Source organism: Bacteroides faecalis (assembly GCF_003865075.1).
GTDB classification, from domain to species: domain Bacteria; phylum Bacteroidota; class Bacteroidia; order Bacteroidales; family Bacteroidaceae; genus Bacteroides; species Bacteroides faecalis.
Genome location: NZ_BHWB01000019.1, coordinates 23680 through 41913 on the forward strand (window position 1 = coordinate 23680; position 18234 = coordinate 41913).

16 protein-coding genes and 1 pseudogene are annotated in these 18234 nt (G+C 39.7%); 11 read left to right on the plus strand and 6 right to left on the minus strand.

Translation table 11 applies throughout. From position 1 onward, the window contains the following. Positions 1-353 precede the first annotated feature (353 nt). From pyrB to glyA, 5 genes are all read left to right on the plus strand, one after another. Positions 354-1295, plus strand: coding sequence for an aspartate carbamoyltransferase (pyrB, locus tag EJF25_RS20625; protein WP_125042532.1), 942 nt, complete (start codon positions 354-356; stop codon positions 1293-1295). Then, positions 1292-1753 (plus strand): aspartate carbamoyltransferase regulatory subunit, encoded by a 462-nt coding sequence (gene pyrI, locus EJF25_RS20630; protein WP_125042533.1) that lies wholly within the window; start codon positions 1292-1294, stop codon positions 1751-1753. Before pyrB ends, pyrI begins: the two co-directional genes overlap by 4 nt. A 35-nt stretch (positions 1754-1788) precedes the next feature. Further along, the gene (locus EJF25_RS20635) at positions 1789-2358 is read left to right on the plus strand and encodes a flavin reductase family protein (protein ID WP_125042534.1); all 570 of its coding nucleotides are present in this window, start codon (positions 1789-1791) and stop codon (positions 2356-2358) included. Positions 2359-2441: 83 nt separating this feature from the next. Then, positions 2442-3179 (plus strand): porin family protein, encoded by a 738-nt coding sequence (locus tag EJF25_RS20640; protein ID WP_125042535.1) that lies wholly within the window; start codon positions 2442-2444, stop codon positions 3177-3179. Between the two features lie 272 nt (positions 3180-3451). Next, complete coding sequence (gene glyA / locus EJF25_RS20645; protein ID WP_125042536.1) at positions 3452-4732, plus strand: serine hydroxymethyltransferase; 1281 nt, start codon at positions 3452-3454, stop codon at positions 4730-4732. Between the two features lie 326 nt (positions 4733-5058). Here glyA and EJF25_RS20650 read toward each other — a convergent pair whose 3' ends face one another. Then, positions 5059-6726, minus strand: a complete 1668-nt coding sequence (locus tag EJF25_RS20650) for a formate--tetrahydrofolate ligase (RefSeq protein WP_125042537.1) — start codon at positions 6724-6726, stop codon at positions 5059-5061. 235 nt (positions 6727-6961) lie between these two features. On the opposite strand from EJF25_RS20650, the gene EJF25_RS20655 reads away from it, so the two are divergent. Then, on the plus strand, positions 6962-8134 hold the full coding sequence (locus EJF25_RS20655) for a DUF418 domain-containing protein (protein ID WP_125042538.1): 1173 nt from the start codon (positions 6962-6964) through the stop codon (positions 8132-8134). 86 nt (positions 8135-8220) lie between these two features. Beyond that, complete coding sequence (locus tag EJF25_RS20660) at positions 8221-8454, plus strand: YecH family metal-binding protein (protein WP_125042539.1); 234 nt, start codon at positions 8221-8223, stop codon at positions 8452-8454. A 121-nt stretch (positions 8455-8575) separates the two neighbouring features. Here EJF25_RS20660 and EJF25_RS20665 read toward each other — a convergent pair whose 3' ends face one another. Further along, a complete protein-coding gene (locus EJF25_RS20665) occupies positions 8576-9109 on the minus strand; it encodes a methylated-DNA--[protein]-cysteine S-methyltransferase (RefSeq protein WP_125042564.1) in 534 nt (177 codons plus the stop codon). Between the two features lie 164 nt (positions 9110-9273). On the opposite strand from EJF25_RS20665, the gene aspT reads away from it, so the two are divergent. The 3 genes and pseudogenes from aspT to EJF25_RS20680 all read left to right on the plus strand — a co-directional run bounded on the left by aspT (position 9274) and on the right by EJF25_RS20680 (position 13485). Continuing rightward, positions 9274-10968, plus strand: coding sequence for an aspartate-alanine antiporter (gene aspT, locus EJF25_RS20670; RefSeq protein ID WP_125042540.1), 1695 nt, complete (start codon positions 9274-9276; stop codon positions 10966-10968). Positions 10969-11172: 204 nt separating this feature from the next. Beyond that, positions 11173-12812, plus strand: a pseudogene (gene aspD, locus EJF25_RS20675) (aspartate 4-decarboxylase). Between the two features lie 139 nt (positions 12813-12951). Beyond that, positions 12952-13485, plus strand: a complete 534-nt coding sequence (locus tag EJF25_RS20680) for an occludin (protein WP_125042541.1) — start codon at positions 12952-12954, stop codon at positions 13483-13485. Positions 13486-13858: 373 nt separating this feature from the next. On the opposite strand, the gene EJF25_RS20685 is transcribed toward EJF25_RS20680, so the two are convergent. The 4 genes from EJF25_RS20685 to EJF25_RS20700 form a co-directional block, all read right to left on the minus strand. Then, the gene (locus tag EJF25_RS20685) at positions 13859-14068 is read right to left on the minus strand and encodes a M43 family zinc metalloprotease (protein ID WP_125042542.1); all 210 of its coding nucleotides are present in this window, start codon (positions 14066-14068) and stop codon (positions 13859-13861) included. A gap of 45 nt (positions 14069-14113) precedes the next feature. Further along, positions 14114-14782, minus strand: a complete 669-nt coding sequence (locus EJF25_RS20690; RefSeq protein WP_125042543.1) for a zinc metalloprotease — start codon at positions 14780-14782, stop codon at positions 14114-14116. Positions 14783-14861: 79 nt separating this feature from the next. Further along, a complete protein-coding gene (locus tag EJF25_RS20695) occupies positions 14862-15884 on the minus strand; it encodes an SDR family oxidoreductase (RefSeq protein WP_125042544.1) in 1023 nt (340 codons plus the stop codon). Positions 15885-16081: 197 nt separating this feature from the next. Beyond that, positions 16082-16606, minus strand: a complete 525-nt coding sequence (locus EJF25_RS20700; RefSeq protein ID WP_200832960.1) for a cupin domain-containing protein — start codon at positions 16604-16606, stop codon at positions 16082-16084. A gap of 449 nt (positions 16607-17055) precedes the next feature. On the opposite strand from EJF25_RS20700, the gene EJF25_RS20705 reads away from it, so the two are divergent. Then, positions 17056-18021 carry an SDR family oxidoreductase gene (locus tag EJF25_RS20705; protein ID WP_125042545.1) on the plus strand — a complete coding sequence of 322 codons (966 nt, stop codon included), beginning with the start codon at positions 17056-17058 and terminating at the stop codon, positions 18019-18021. Positions 18022-18234 lie beyond the last annotated feature (213 nt).

The following is an 18234-nucleotide window of genomic DNA, read 5'->3' on the forward strand; positions in this document are numbered from 1 at the left end:
AAAACATCCGGCCGACGTAGTTTTCTTTTCTCTTTTTCTCTCTGTCTTTTTCTTATTTTATATTGTATTGTCTTTACCACGCGCACATAGAAACATTGCATCATTAATTATCAAATGGTTATCTCCTTCTTTAACACTTTGTTTAACACAAGGTTTCGCAGTTACTACGCAGTAAGCAATTCACAACACCCCATCTATTAACTTTCATTAACTCGCTAAAAACGCATCCGAAAAGAGGATTCGAAACAAGTTTTTTTCAAGAATTATTCGGCTCCTTCTATGTGTATTTCATAAATTCTTCGTACCTTTACGCCTCGGTAAAACAAGTTCTATCCACATATAAAGATAACAAAATGGAAAACAGAAGTTTAGTAACCATTGCCGAACATTCGAAAGAAAAGATACTTTACATGCTCGAAATGGCGAAGCAGTTTGAAATGAACCCTAACCGCCGGTTATTGCAAGGTAAGGTAGTGGCAACCCTGTTCTTTGAACCTTCCACCCGTACCCGTCTGAGTTTTGAGACAGCAGCCAATCGCCTCGGTGCACGTGTCATCGGTTTCACTGATCCCAAAGTAACCAGCTCTTCAAAAGGAGAAACATTGAAGGATACCATCATGATGGTGAGCAACTACGCAGACATCATCGTTATGCGTCATTACCTTGAAGGAGCTGCCCGGTATGCCAGCGAAATAGCTCCTGTGCCTATTGTCAATGCAGGAGACGGAGCCAACCAACACCCATCTCAAACGATGCTAGACCTCTACTCTATCTACAAAACACAAGGTACACTGGAGAATCTCAATATTTTCCTCGTAGGTGACCTGAAGTACGGACGTACCGTACACTCTTTGTTAATGGCAATGCGTCACTTCAACCCGACGTTCCATTTTATTGCCCCTGAGGAACTGAAAATGCCGGAAGAATATAAACTTTATTGCAAAGAACATCAGATCAAATACGTAGAGCACACCGACTTCACAGAAGAGACGATTGCCAATGCCGATATTCTTTATATGACTCGTGTGCAACGAGAACGTTTTACAGATCTGATGGAATACGAACGAGTGAAGAATGTGTACATCTTACGCAACAAGATGTTAGAGCATACACGTCCGAACTTGCGGATCTTGCATCCGCTTCCCCGCGTGAATGAAATCGCTTATGACGTGGACGATAATCCGAAAGCATACTATTTCCAACAAGCACAGAATGGCCTGTATGCACGTGAGGCTATCCTTTGCGACGTGTTGGGTATCACATTAGAGGACGTTAAAAACGATATTTTATTATGAGCGAAAATAAACAAGAACTACAGGTAGCTGCCTTAGAGAACGGGACAGTGATTGACCATATCCCTTCTGAAAAACTCTTTACTGTTGTTCAGTTGCTTGGCGTAGAACAGATGAAAAGTAACATTACCATAGGTTTCAACCTCGACAGCAAAAAGTTAGGTAAAAAAGGAATCATCAAGATTGCCGATAAGTTTTTCTGCGATGAAGAAATTAATCGCATTTCTGTTGTTGCACCGCACGTGAAACTGAATATTATCCGCGACTATGAAGTCGTAGAAAAGAAAGAAGTGAAAATGCCGGATGAATTGCGGGGTATCGTGAAATGCGCCAATCCAAAATGCATCACGAACAACGAACCAATGGCTACTCTGTTCCATGTGATAGATAAAGATAATTGTGTGGTAAGATGCCACTATTGCGAAAAAGAACAGAAACGTGAAGATATCACCATCCTTTGATGTTCTTCTTTCATCATTCTTAATTCTTTATTAAATTGAAACAAGACTGGAAACCAGGAACAATGATTTATCCGTTGCCGGCTGTATTAGTTAGCTGCGGAAAAGAAGAAAGTGAATATAATATTATCACAGTAGCATGGACGGGCACTATTTGCACAAACCCGCCCATGTGTTATATATCCGTACGTCCGGAACGTCATTCTTATGAGATTATTAAGAAAAATATGGAGTTTGTCATTAATCTGACGACGAAAGAGATAGCGTTTGCTACAGATTGGTGCGGAGTCCGTTCTGGAAAAGATTATCATAAGTTTGAAGAGACGAAACTGACTCCCGGTCCTTGCACAGTAGTTAATGCTCCGCTCATCGAAGAGTCTCCTCTTTGCATCGAATGCCGGGTAAAAGAAATCGTTTCACTCGGTTCGCACGATATGTTTATCGCTGATGTAGTAAATGTTCGTGCCGATGATCGTAACTTGAATTCTAAAACAGGGAAATTGGAACTGGCAGAAGCAAATCCGTTGGTTTATGTACATGGAGGATATTATGATCTGGGCGAGAAAATAGGAAAGTTCGGATGGAGTGTGGAAAAGAAAAATAAATAAAGTGTGGATGGATCGGTTTACGGTATTACTTTAAACCGTATATCAGAAAATCAATTTATTAAAAGTTTTAAAAATCACATAGGATGGTTATACTGCGTAAAATACTGATTCTTTATCTGCTGACCGTAGCTTGTACGGCTTTCGGCAAGGATGGTAATACAGGTAACGTAGAACGTCCGAATACCAAAAAGATAAATTTCGGCATTAAGGCAGGATTCAACTCCACCATGTTCATGGTATCGGAACTGAAGATTAAAGATGTGACCATTGATGAATTTCAAAATAATTATAAGATCGGATACTTCGGTTCGCTTTTTATGCGAATCAACATGAAGAAACATTTTATCCAACCGGAGGTATCGTACAATGTTGGTAAATGCGAAATCATTTTTGATAAGCTCGGCTCGCAACATCCCGATATCGAACCTGATTATGCTTCAGTAGAATCCATTCTGCACAGTGTTGATTTTCCAATTCTCTATGGATATAATGTTGTAAAAAAAGGACCTTATGGTATGTCCATCTTTGCAGGCCCGAAAATACGTTACCTATGGGGAAAACATAATGAAATCACCTTCAGCAACTTCGACCAGAAAGGTATTCATGAGAAACTACATCCGTTCAATGCCAGCGTAGTAGTTGGCGTGGGAGTCAATATATCCCGAATCTTTTTCGATTTCCGTTACGAGCAGGGGTTGAGAAATATATCAAAATCTATTACATACGATAATATCAATTCCGACGGTAGCACAGGAGTCAGTACTATTATATTCAAACGACGGGACAGTGCACTCAGTTTTTCTCTCGGATTTATCCTATAATCAGACGGACATACTGAAAGTGGAGTCTTGTAGAGATTAACCAATTAAATCGAGCGACTTACTACATTCATTGAAACTGAATAATGTTAAGAACAAAGTCCCTGTTTAGTAATAAAAAGAAAGCACTCCTCTCATATCTATTATCAATTTTCCATAATCTATTCCCTTAATTCTTCATTAATTATTTTTTGTTCTTTATTTATTTTCACTAACTTTGTACGCTTAAATAAAGTATCTCGAATTAGAATATTAAATCTTACTTATACAAAAGAATGAAAAGAGACGACTTAATTTTCGACATTATCGAAAAAGAGCACCAACGTCAGCTGAAAGGTATCGAGCTGATCGCATCTGAAAACTTTGTAAGTGACCAGGTTATGCAAGCAATGGGTTCTTGCCTGACTAATAAGTATGCAGAAGGTTATCCCGGCAAACGCTACTATGGAGGTTGTGAAGTTGTAGACCAAAGCGAGCAAATTGCCATCGACCGTTTGAAGGAAATCTTCGGCGCAGAATGGGCAAATGTACAACCTCACTCAGGTGCACAAGCTAACGCTGCCGTATTCTTGGCTGTGTTGAATCCGGGTGATAAATTCATGGGATTGAACCTGGCACATGGCGGTCACCTTTCTCACGGTTCTTTAGTGAACACTTCCGGTATCATCTACACTCCTTGCGAATACAACCTGAATCAGGAAACAGGACGTGTTAATTACGACCAAATGGAAGAAGTAGCTTTGCGCGAAAAACCGAAAATGATTATCGGTGGCGGCTCTGCTTACTCTCGCGAATGGGACTACAAACGTATGCGCGAAATCGCTGATAAAGTAGGCGCTATCCTAATGGTCGACATGGCTCATCCTGCCGGACTGATTGCTGCCGGACTGCTTGAAAACCCGGTTAAATATGCACACATCGTCACTTCAACTACACATAAAACACTCCGCGGACCTCGTGGTGGTGTCATCTTGATGGGTAAAGATTTCCCTAATCCATGGGGAAAGAAAACTCCGAAGGGTGAGATCAAAATGATGTCTCAATTATTGGATTCTGCCGTATTTCCCGGTGTACAAGGCGGCCCGTTGGAACACGTTATTGCTGCAAAAGCAGTAGCATTTGGCGAAATCTTGCAACCTGAATATAAGGAATACGCAAAACAAGTACAAAAGAATGCTGCTGTATTGGCACAAGCTTTGATCGACCGCGGTTTCACCATCGTTTCTGGTGGTACTGACAACCATTCCATGCTGGTAGACCTGCGTAGCAAATACCCGGACCTTACAGGAAAAGTTGCAGAAAAAGCATTAGTCTCTGCCGATATTACAGTAAACAAGAACATGGTTCCGTTTGACAGCCGTTCTGCTTTCCAGACTTCCGGTATCCGTTTAGGTACTCCTGCTATCACTACTCGTGGTGCAAAAGAAGACTTGATGTTGGAGATTGCTGAAATGATCGAAACTGTTCTGTCGAATGTAGAGCACGAAGAGGTTATCGCACAGGTACGTGCACGTGTCAATGAGACAATGAAGAAATATCCTCTATTTAAGGATTAAAATATATTTTGGAAAACTCCGGAAACGTCCGGAAGTTCATAGGATGAAATGGTCTGCCCTTCGTGAGAAGTGCAGACCATGTTTTTTTATAATTTAACACTTAGGAAATAAACTATTTAGTGCCGTTTTACGTTTTTTCTTCTACAACACGCAAAATAGAAGGTGTGTCAAAATAGTAAGTCATAACACACCGGACTCTATATACAACCATCCCCGTCTTCCCAAGTTGAAAAAAAATGGAAAGACGGGGATTTAATCGTATAACCTATTTAGAAAGGCATTTATATTACTAATCGGACTTTCTTTGTATTTGCTTACTCCGACTTTTAGCTCAATCCTTCAATATTACCATCTACAATATCAATATGCAGTGCTTGCGGCTCTTTAGGCAATCCCGGCATACGGAGTATTTCTCCGGCAATGGCAACAATCATTTCTGCTCCATTATTAATGACGATGTCTTTGATATGGAACTCAAAATTATTTACTGCCCCATAAATTTTCGGATCGGCAGAAAATGAATATTGTGTTTTGGCAATACAAACCGGATAATGAGAGATTCCCATTTTCTCTATTAACTTAATGCGACTACGGGCAATGCTGCTATAAGTGATGACACTTGCTCCATAAATATTAGTAGCCACTTTCTCTATCTTTTGCTGGACGGTATCTTCTTCTTTGTAGGTGAAACGCAAAGGTTCGGAAGGGTTATTTTCAATCATATCTACTACGAGACGAGCCATATCTACAGCGCCCTCTCCTCCTTCGGTAAAAGCGTTGTTGATAGCAAAGCCCACACCCAACTGTTCGCAATGCTCACGTAGCATTTCCATTTCTTCATCCGTATCGCTGGCAAACTTATTGAATGCTACGATAATGGTCTGACCAAACGAACGAAGGTTACGAATATGTTTATCCAGATTGCGCAATCCTTCTTTCAATCCTTCCAAATTGGGTTCTTTAATGCGATCAAGACTGACACCACCATGCATTTTCAAACCTTGTGCAGTAGCAACAATTACTGTCAGCTTAGGTTGGAGTCCGCTTTTGCGACACTTGATATTATAAAACTTTTCTGCACCCAGATCAGCACCGAATCCGGCTTCTGTAATCACATAATTGCCAAATGTCATCGCCAGTTTGGTAGCCAAAATAGAGTTGCAACCATGAGCAATATTGGCAAATGGACCACCATGTACGAATGCAGCAGTTCCTTCGGTAGTCTGTACCAGATTGGGATGGATAGCATCTTTCAGTAAGACGGTGATAGCTCCTGCCACTCCTAAATCTTTCACAGTAAATGGTTCGTCATCATAAGTGAATCCCAACAGGATATTTTCAATACGGCGACGTAAATCTTCTACATCTTTTGACAGGCAAAGTATCGCCATTATTTCCGAAGCCGGAGTGATATCGAATCCGGATTCCTGCGTAATACCGTTTGACTTCGGTCCCAGACCGACTACAATACTGCGCAAAGAACGGTCATTCACATCCAATACCCGCCGCCAGAGAATTTCTTTTAGTCCGAAGCCTTTCGACTGATTCTGGTAAAGGTAATTGTCCAATAAAGCAGAGATCATATTATGAGCGGAAGTGACTGCATGAAAGTCTCCCGTAAAATGCAGATTAATCTTTTCCATCGGAAGTACTTGGGCATATCCGCCTCCGGCAGCTCCTCCTTTCATTCCGAAACAAGGCCCAAGCGATGGCTCGCGCAAAGCAACAATTGCTTTCTTACCAATTTTGTTTAGTCCCAAGGCAAGGCCGATAGAAACTGTAGTTTTACCAATACCCGCTTTTGTAGCAGTGATAGCAGTCACCAGGATAAGATTGCTTTTCTTTATCTTTTCTTCGTCAATCTGTTGTTCGGGAATCTTCGCTATGTAACGACCGTAGTTTTCTACTTCGTCACGAGGAATTCCAATATCCTCGGCAACCTGCTTTATCTTCTTCAACTCGATACTGCGAGCTATTTCTATGTCTGATTTCATACAGAATATGATTAGTTTTATTTTTGAATTGACAAAAGTATAACAAAAAAGCGAAATTGAGAAATTTAGAAGTTATTCTCCTGCGCGTTCATTTTATAAGGTACTTGTTAAGCCAAAAACAACATTTCCGAAAGAATATTAGGAAAGAATCTTTTAATATTATCTCGTTTATCAGATAAAATCAGTACTTTTACCGACGTACAAAAAACACAATAACACATCATTTCGACCAACCATGAATCAACCGTTGACAAAGACACCTCGCATTGAAGTAGTAGACGCCTTACGCGGATTTGCTGTAATGGCAATTATTTTAGTACATAATCTGGAACATTTCATCTTTCCGGTCTATCCGGAGCATTCACCCGAATGGCTCAATATATTGAATCAGGGAGTTTTTCATGGATTCTTTGCTTTGTTTGCAGGGAAAGCTTACGCTATTTTTGCTTTATTATTCGGCTTTACATTTTATATCCAAAGTAATAATCAGAAAAAACAAGGAAAGGATTTTGGATACCGTTTCTTATGGAGACTGATTCTGTTGGCAGGTTTTGCTACGCTAAATGCTGCATTTTTTCCGGCAGGAGACGTTCTATTATTGTTCGTTGTAGTCGGAATTGTTCTGTTCCTTACACGTAATTGGAGCGATAAAATGATTTTTTTTGCTGCTATCTTTTTTCTGATTCAGCCGATAGAGTGGTATCATTACATTGCCAACCTGATCAACCCGGCACATCAGTTACCGGATTTGAGTGTAGGTGCTATGTACAATGAGGTGGCCGAAATCACGAAGACAGGAAATTTCTGGGATTTCATCTGTTGTAACGTTACGCTGGGACAGAAAGCTAGCTTTTTATGGGCAGTAAATGCCGGTCGTTTTATGCAAACAGCCGGATTATTCTTATTAGGATTCTATATTGGAAGGAAACAATTGTTTGTTACGACGGAAAGGAATCTCCGCTTCTGGACGAAGGCTCTGATAATCGGTGCTATTTCTTTTGCTCCTTTATATACTTTGAAAGAAGTGATTATGCAGAACGATGCAATCATTAAGCAAACAGTGGGTACTGCATTTGATATGTGGCAGAAGTTAGCGTTTACCTTCGTATTAGTCTCTTCTTTCGTTCTTCTCTATCAGAGGGAAGCTTTCAGTAAAAAAGTTTCCGGATTGCGTTTTTATGGCAAAATGAGTCTTACCAATTATATTTCTCAATCAATCATAGGAACTATTATCTATTTCCCATTCGGCTTATATCTTGCTCCTCATTGCGGGTATACGATTAGTTTACTCATCGGATTCTTTATATTTATCCTTCAGGTGCAATTCTGCAAATGGTGGTTGAAGAAGCATAAACAAGGTCCGTTGGAGTCTATTTGGCACAAGTGGACTTGGATGGGAAGGAAGTAGATAACAAATCCTAATTTTCTGCTTTTGTCACATATGTTACAGTTTTAAACTGCGCCTCCGATGTATCTTTGCAGAAAAAATAGATTATGGAACAGTTACATGCACATGAAGTCCTTCAGATGATGGAAGGAAATAGTTATTCAGAATCATCTTTAAAAGAAGCAATCATTCATAAGTTTGGTGAAGAACAACATTTCTACACTTGTTCGGCAACTGATATGGATATTGATGAATTGATAGTATTTCTCAAAAAGAAAGGTAAGTTCATGCCTACAGATGATGGATTCACAGTAGATATCACAAAGGTTTGTAGTCATTGATTCAGAGGTTTGACAGGTAGGAGTATCTTGACGTACAAGAGTGTCTTATCATCCTAAGTTTATCGAAGGATTTCTTCTTGTAATAAAGAAGAGATTCTTCCTTACTACGATCGGCTACACTTTATAACGCACTTCCTGTTGTAGGTACAAAGAATTTCTCCATATTGACCTGCTCTAATTTAAGCAAACCTATCTTTTTTGCTATCCCTCCGGCATATCCCGTTAAGCTGCCATTGCATCCAACAATTCTGTGACAAGGTATAATAATACTAATAGGATTATGTCCCACTGCACCTCCAACAGCTTGTGAAGACATATTTTGTACGCCTTTTTGGCGGGCAATTTCGTCCGCTATATCTTTGTATGTTATCACTTCCCCATAAGGAATCTTCCTCAATATCTCCCATACCGCAAGGCGAAAGGGCGTCCCCTCCAAATGCAACGAAGGTGTAAAATCAGGATTTCGACCACTAAAATAGCAATCTAACCACTCCTTAGTTTGTTCGAATATAGGTAATGACTTCTCTTCATTCTCTTCCGATAATGTAGCAGCGAAGTATTTCTGCCCGTCAAACCACAAACCTGTGAGACAATCACCGTTGCCGGCAAGTGTTATTCCTCCGATAGGAGATTGATATTTATAAATATATTGCATAGCTTTTACTTTAATATGATGATGTTTCACAAAGATAACGATCTTTCTTTAATAGACAAATGCCGAGATTCAAATACTATCTTCACACAAAAATCCGCTTCAAATTACAAACACTTTTTATTAAATAATGTTGTTACTAGCATAACCTAAACAAGAACATCATTATGGAATGGATTATTAATCAACTGAGGGTACACCCCGAGCTTGCCATCTTTCTCACTCTTTTCGCCGGATTCTGGCTTGGTAAGCTGAAAATAGGGAAATTTTCATTAGGAACAGTTACCAGCGTCTTGCTGGTTGGAGTATTGGTAGGACAGCTAAATATTACCGTAGACGGTCCGATGAAGGCTGTATTCTTTCTACTCTTTTTATTTGCCGTAGGCTATAAAGTAGGTCCACAGTTCTTTCGAGGATTGAAAAAAGATGGTTTGCCACAGGTCGGATTTGCCGTCCTGATGTGTATTGTCAGCCTCGTAGCTCCATGGATACTTGCTAAAATCATGGGATATAACATAGGTGAAGCTGCCGGATTACTTGCCGGCTCGCAGACAATCTCAGCCGTTATCGGTGTGGCAGAAGACACTATTAATCAGTTGGGTATCAGTGATGCACAGAAAGCAAACTATATCAATGCGATCCCGGTAGCTTATGCTGTTACTTATATTTTCGGAACAGCAGGTTCCGCATGGCTTCTTGCTTCCATCGGTCCTAAAATGTTAGGAGGACTGGAGAAAGTAAAAGCCGATTGCAGGGAACTTGAAGCAAAAATGGGAAGCTCCGAAGAAAATGAACCCGGCTTCTCTCCCGCCCTTCGTCCGGTTGTATTTCGTGCTTATAAGATTACGAATGAATGGTTTGCCAAAGGAAAAACAGTTAAGGAACTTGAAGACTACTTTTCTCGGAATGATAAACGCTTATTCGTAGAGCGTGTTCGTCAGAATGGAGTTGTAAAAGAAGAAAATCCAACTCTTCTGCTCCAGCCCAATGACGAAATCGTATTGAGCGGACGACGCGAGTTCGTGATCGGTGAAGAAGACTGGATAGGTCCTGAAGTTATTGATGCACAACTGCTGGACTTCCCGGCTGAGACTCTCCCCGTCATGGTGACTCAACATACCTTTGCAGGGGAAAACATCGCTACTATCCGCGCACAAAAATTCATGCATGGGGTAAGTATCCGCAATATCAAACGGGCAGGTATCAATGTCCCTGTACTCTCAAAAACAGTGGTCGATTCAGGCGATATCCTTGAACTAACCGGACTACCGCACGAAGTGGAAACCGCAGCCAAACACATGGGATATGTTGATCGTCCTACGAATCAGACAGATATGATCTTCGTCGGATTGGGTATCTTAATTGGTGGCCTGATCGGTGCGCTTACCATACATTTGGGTGGAGTGCCTATCGGCTTATCCACTAGTGGAGGTGCGCTGATTGCCGGTCTCGTTTTCGGTTGGCTACGCAGCAAACATCCTACTTTTGGTGGAATTCCCGAACCTTCCTTATGGGTACTGAATAATGTCGGATTGAATATGTTTATTGCTGTAGTCGGTATTGCCGCGGGTCCCAGTTTCGTAACGGGATTCAAAGAAGTAGGCTTTAGTCTATTTATTGTCGGAGCGCTTGCCACCGCTATCCCTCTGATCTGCGGATTGCTGATGGCCAGATACTTATTCAAATTCCATCCGGCTTTGGCATTAGGATGTACTGCCGGTGCACGTACCACTACAGCAGCATTAGGAGCTATTCAGGACGCTGTGGAAAGTGATACTCCGGCTTTGGGCTACACTGTCACTTATGCCGTTGGTAACACACTGCTCATTATCTGGGGAGTCGTTATCGTATTGCTCATGTGACATGTCCGTCAATATTCACAGTGAGTCGAAAAAACTTAATGATAAATTAGATTTATGACTGCTTTGCCATTACCGACTTAAACACAAGGTCTTAGCCTACCAGATATATCCTATGAGCTAAATAATTTATGCTAATAGCTTATTAAATTATCCTCATAGTTAATTTATCCCAACAAACTAACATCTCTAAAAAATAGAAACATTATGGAAAAGAAAACCACTGGTAAAGCAATAACCAAAAGCTTTGCAAAAAAATGGAAACCATCAGCCCCTTCGAACTGAAAAACAAACTGATCGATATGGCGGATGAAAGTATCAAAAAAATGGCGCACACCATGCTTAATGCAGGACGAGGAAACCCTAACTGGATTGCTACCGAACCGCGTGAAGCCTTTTTCCTGTTAGGACAATTCGGACTCTGCGAATGTCGCCGCGTCCTTTCTCTGGAAGAAGGAGTAGCCGGTATCCCACAAAAAGCTGGAATAGCTGCCCGTTTCGAAGCTTTCCTGAAAGATAATGAGAAAGTTTCCGGAGCTCAGTTATTGAGAGGTACTTACAACTATATGTTAATGGAACATGCAGCAGACCCTGATACTCTTATCCATGAATGGGCAGAGTCTGTTATTGGTGACCAATATCCCGTCCCCGACCGTATCCTTCATTTCACAGAACAAATCGTACAGGATTATCTGGCACAAGAACTCTGTGACCGACGCCCTCCTAAAGGCACCTTCGATTTGTTCGCAACCGAAGGCGGTACCGCTGCCATGTGCTATCTGTTTGATTCGCTTCAGGAGAATTTCCTATTAAACCAAGGAGATTCTATTGCACTGATGATTCCGGCCTTCACTCCTTACATCGAGATACCAGAATTGCGCCGTTACCAATTTGATGTTACTGAGATTGCAGCCGACCAGATGACACCGGATGGTCTGCATACCTGGCAATACAAAGATGAGGATATCGACCGTCTGAAAGATCCTAAAATAAAGGCACTCTTTATCACCAATCCAAGTAATCCACCCAGCTATGCACTAAGTCCGGAAACGACTGCACGCATTGTGAATATCGTTAAGAATGATAACCCAAACCTGATGATTATTACTGATGACGTGTACGGAACCTTCATTCCTCATTTCCGTTCACTAATGGCCGAATTACCTCACAATACTCTTTGCGTTTATTCCTTCTCCAAATATTTCGGAGCTACCGGATGGCGTGTCGCTGTCATCGCATTGCACGAAGAGAATATCTATGACAAGATGATTGCCCAACTGCCGGAAGAACAGAAAGAGATTTTGAATAAACGTTATTCTAGTCTGGACTTGCACCCGGAAAAGATGAAATTTATAGATCGCATGGTTGCCGACAGCCGACAAATCGCATTGAATCACACAGCAGGACTCTCTCTGCCGCAACAAATGCAGATGAGTCTTTTTGCTTCTTTCTCTCTTTTGGATAAAGAAGATCGCTACAAAATTAAGATGCAAGAGATTATCCACCGCCGTTTGCAAGCCTTATGGGATAATACCGGATTTTCTTTGATAAAAGATCCATTACGTGCCGGATATTATTCGGAGATTGATATGTTGGTATGGGGTAAGAAATTCTATGGGGATGACTTTGTTGCTTATTTGCAGAAAACGTATAATCCACTGGATGTCGTGTTCCGTTTGGCCAATGAAACGTCTCTCGTTTTGCTGAACGGTGGTGGCTTTGCCGGACCCAAGTGGAGCGTTCGCGTGTCGCTTGCTAACCTGAATGAAGCCGACTACGTAAAAATAGGACAAAGCATTAAACGTGTATTGGACGAATATGCGCAGACGTGGAAAGCGAGTAAATAGCCGACATAATGCAAAACTAACGTTTCTAATATAGTTAATGGATTAAAATGATAGTGAAAGAGATAGCAATCTTTTTTCATCCGAAAATGAATATCCGAAGATTTTATGTAAATTTGTCGTGTATCAACCTTTTACGGAAATGAAAAAACTGATTCTATTTCTTTCACTGATATTATCAGTCGGCCTCGCCTCTGCACAGTCGGAAATTCCATCTGACAGTATTCGACGTATTCCCTCAGCCAATGTAAAGGATTTCGGTGGTTTCTTGTTAGACATGAACCTGATGAATTTATCATCTCCGGAATTGCCTAAACTGAATATGGAATTGCCCAATGTAACTAAAGACTACAACCGGATTTTTCGTATGAATACGGATGCAATTTATACTCAGGGATTCACCAACGCCTTCTCTTCCTATCCTAGATTTGGATATGGATACGACTGGGGATTATCATCCTCTCCACAGTATATGCAAATGGGATCTTTTAAACTGAAAAACGGAATGCGAATCAATACCTATGGAGATTATAATATGGATGGCCGGAAGGTTCCAAACCGAAGTGCTATGCCATGGCAAAGGAATAACTTTCGCGGTGCCTTCGAACTAAAATCTGCAAACGGGTCCTTCGGAATCAGGGTGGAGGTACAACAAGGACGGAATGCTCCTTTCTAGTTATAACTTTCTGGATTTATATAAAAATGAGATTGAATGCTAAGTCCTCTCCAAATAGAATTCAATCTCATTTTTTATATACTAGAACTTAAACCATTGGCCAATGACAAACAGCTTTAGTATTATAACATTTCATTAAAACCGGTTTGGGTAATTTTCCAGTAAACTTACTGTCGAAGTCTTTAAATAAAGCTCTAGTTTTAATTTCATTACGTGGTATCAGAGGACTATAGTTCATTATATGATCAATGCGTTTTTTGCTCTAACGTTTTTTCAGTACGTAATCCATAATAATAATCCATCACATTAGTGGAAACATACAGTTCACTACCGTCGCATGGCTCTCTTTCAAAAGGATTATATGGCAGTTCTTCTAATGGAGTCCATTTAACAACATATCAACTAGCAGCAAATAAGACATTCTGTCATATTTAGGAGTATCAAAACATTCATCATCACTTGCATTATCCGGATTGACACATCCCAAATACTCTTCTCCTTTTTGAGGTTCCTCAAAAGCATGGAACAAACCTAAATAATGTCCCATTTCATGGCAAAAAGTAAATAAGCCTTCATCATCCAACAAACTTTCCTGATCAAAAGGATTTATATCATCAGTTGGTGAAAATTATATATTATTTAGTGCCATCCCATGCATATAATCCGGCAGTGTGGTATAATAATTTTCTCCCGGTTCTTCTTTATCGCTACCTGACAGCTTAACAAGAGGATAAGTAGTAGTACAGTAAGATAGAAAAGAAATACCCGTCACATTAGACTCATCTTTTTCAGTGCCGGGAGAACTCAAAAAGCTGAATAACGAAATGTTTACATATCGGTTAGGGTTCCAAAATATGGGTTTGTTTTCTACTGTGGATGAACTACTATAAAGCAAGCCTTCCGCACTCATATTACTTGATTTAAAATATTTCACGCGATGAACACCTGGTTCCATAAGTAGATTTCCTTCCGGATCTCGATTTGCTAACGTAAACTTAATATCAACGTCCCGACTCGGTACACCCGGAATATCAGAAAATGTGAATAAATTAGCAGCATAAAAACGATTCATTTGGCCTATACGCTGTTTGAATAGTTGTTCTGACGGTGATTGAATAGGATTAGAAGCATCCTCATAAAGGACATGAAAAACAACAGGAATTGTTCTTCCTGGAATAAAATCCACGACAGGAGACTCTGGAATAGGATCATCCGATTGTTCCGGTATACTCTCATCTTTACAACCAACAACAATAAAGGATAGGATCAATAGGAATAATAAAATAATTTTCTTCATAAAAGAGGTATTTAAGGTTGCTTCCAACATCATTTCTTTTTGTTATTTATTGAATTTAACATCTATTCTTGCGATATTGTTACTTTATAGAAGTCTCAAACGCCTCATCTGCTGCACGTTGTGCATCAATAATCCGATCACACCAAGAATCAAAATCAGGATCAGGTGTCTGAGTTTCAGGATGTGCAAGCATATATTCCACCGATTGACGTAGGCCTTCTGCCATCGAAATAGTACAGATAAAATCTGGAACAAATCGTTTGATCTTCGAATTATCGAACTTCACAGTATTCACTTTATCGCCCAACAGTTCACCAGTAAAGTCATACATCTCACCATGTCTTGCCAGAAAATCGGAGGCTACATGCAAAGCATTCAAAGGTTTACCTAAAGCATCAGCAATTGTCTCATAAATCTGGTTCCAAGTCATGCTTTCATCACTTGTGATATGAAATGCATTTCCAATAGCATGAGGATTTCCCATCAATCCTACGTATCCTTTGGCAAAGTCTTTTGAATGAGTCAATGTCCAAAGCGAAGTACCATCTCCGGGAATAATCACCGGTTTCCCCTCAAGGATACGCTTGACAATCTGCCAGTTCCCTTTATTACCATGCATACATACAAGAGGTTTTTCACCATTATACGTATGGCTGGGACGAACAATAGTTATGGGAAAACCATTCTTCCGATAAGCAGATAATAGCACTTCTTCTGCTGCAATCTTATCCCTCGAATACTGCCAATAGGGATTCATAAGAGGCGTACTTTCTGTAATATGATAATCAGCCAATGGCTTCTGATAAGCAGAGGCACTACTTATAAAAATATATTGCTTAGTTTTATTCCGGAACAAACGAATATCACGTTCTACATCCTCAGCCGTATAACCGATAAATTGTGCTACCACATCGTAATTTTCATCCTCAATAGCTTTTGCTACAGCCAACTCGTCATGGATATCCGCAACAACACTTCTTACCCCTTCCGGTACTTTTTTTGATCCTCGGTTAAGTAAAGTTATCTCCCAGCCTCTTTGCTGTGCCAATGCTACAACATCGGTACTGATTGTACCTGTTCCACCAATAAATAATGCCTTCATACAAATAAGTCTTTTGATTCTTTTTCCGAGCAAATATATCAAAACTCCCGTAAATAATGATGTGTTCCTCTTTGAAAACGACATAACTAACCATAAAAAGCATAAGATTGGCTGATTCTTATAAAAAAATCAACTTATTTGGGCAGCATTATTTATTAGTATCATGATTTCGGTTCATAAAATACCAGACGTTATCATTACAATTTCACAGCCACATTATACTCTTCATCTGTCACAGGATCTCCCCACTCCGCACTGTTCTCACCAACCTTTGGAGTGATACCAATATGGGTAAAACGACTATCAGGAGCAGCTCCATGCCAATGCAACGTATTTGCAGGAATATTCACTACACTCCCCGGAACTAAATGACGTGCCGCTTTGCCTTTCTCCTGATAATATCCAACCCCTTCGGTACAAAGCAAAATCTGACCAACTGCATGACTATGCCAATTGTTTCGTGTACCAGATGCAAAAGTTACATTATAAAGACTACAATCATATTCTGCAACTGAAGATAAAGGCTGAAGCCATGCCTCTCCTGTAAAATTAGCACTAATTGATTCTCCCAAGCCAAAAAGCGGCTCGTTACTTGTTACTACTTCATTTTTCATTTTATTATCCTCCATTTTACTGTTACTATTTTGTTTTGAGTGATTGCATGGATTCAATATCATACTCACCACAAACATACAAGCTATCATTGCTACTTTAGTTCTCATATCATTTATATTAAAAAAAACATCTCAAAAATAAATTGAAGGTAAACTTTACCATCAGAGAATATAAATGTTTCTTTCATAATATATTTAACCATTCACTTTCAGATATTGCAAAATTACTCGACTTCAACAACATATACTGTATATATTTTACTGATAGAAATACCTATTTTACAGATTCCCCCTCCCATATATAATAAATTACATTCAAGATAAAATATCTTAATAAAAATTGAATTAGCTAATAAAATTCTTAATCTATGTTATGAAACATACTTTTTTTCTTGGATTATTTGCAGATATCCCAAAAGTCCGTACCTTTGTAATGTGTTTTTCATAGTATTAGATTTAAGGTTAACAAAGGTTGGAGCAAGGCGTTGCTCCTTTTTTTATGCCTATACGTTTGTAGAAACACTCAAATCACTATCTTTGCCCTAAAAGAAGCAGTCATGAAGAATATATTGATCATCGGTGCTAATGGATTCACCGGACGGCAAATACTCAATGATTTATCGAATCAGAAAAGATATAAAGTTACAGGATGTTCCCTGCACCCTGATATTTGTGCCAATAATAAGGGAAATTATCATTTCAAAGTAATAGATATACGTAACAAAGAAATTGTATGTAATCTTTTTAAAGAAGTATCCCCTGATCTAGTCATCAACTGCTCTGCTTTATCTGTTCCCGACTATTGTGAAACTCATCATGAAGAAGCTTTTCTTATGAATGTTACGGCAGTGGCACAATTAGCACAGCTTTGCAGAGACCATAAAAGCCGTTTCATCCATCTTTCAACAGATTTTGTTTTTGATGGAAAAGCATACGAAACACCTAAGCATTTCAAAACAAAAAAGGATACTAATCCTTATGAAAACCAAGCTGTATCCCCATCTCCCCAATATTTATATAACGAAAATGACACACCGGCCCCTGTAAATTATTACGGATATACCAAATGGAAAGGTGAAGAGAAAGTAAGCGAAATATGTCAGGACTATGCCATCGTCCGAGTAGAGATCGTGTATGGAAAAGCATTACCTGGGCAACATGGTAATATCGTTCAGCTAGTAATGAATCGATTGCATGCCGGACAAGAAATTCGTGTGGTATCCGATCAATGGAGGACACCAACCTATGTTGGAGATGTTTCCGTAGGAATTCAAAAGCTGATGGAAAGCACTCACAATGGTATATTTCATATCTGTGGTGACGAATATCTGGCAATTTCAGATATTGCCTTTCAAGTAGCTGAAGCTATGAATCTGAATTATAACCTTATCCATTCTGTCACAACGAAAGAAATGAATGAGTCCACTCCACGTCCTCGTTATAGCGGAATGAGTATTGACAAGGCTCAAAAGCTACTTAACTATCAACCGCGAAAATTGAAACAGATTCTTGCGGAATGGTAACATATGCTCATTGAATAAGTATATAATATAACATCAGTATCATATACCCACCCCACAACTACTAATCGGAATGAAAAGCCGAAAAATAATAACGAACGATATCTACAACAGAACCAACACCTTACAAGACTTACAAGCTCCTCAAAGAAGATTTATTGTATATTTATTTTTAATTTATGCAGAAATCTATTATCTTTGCACCCAAAATACAAA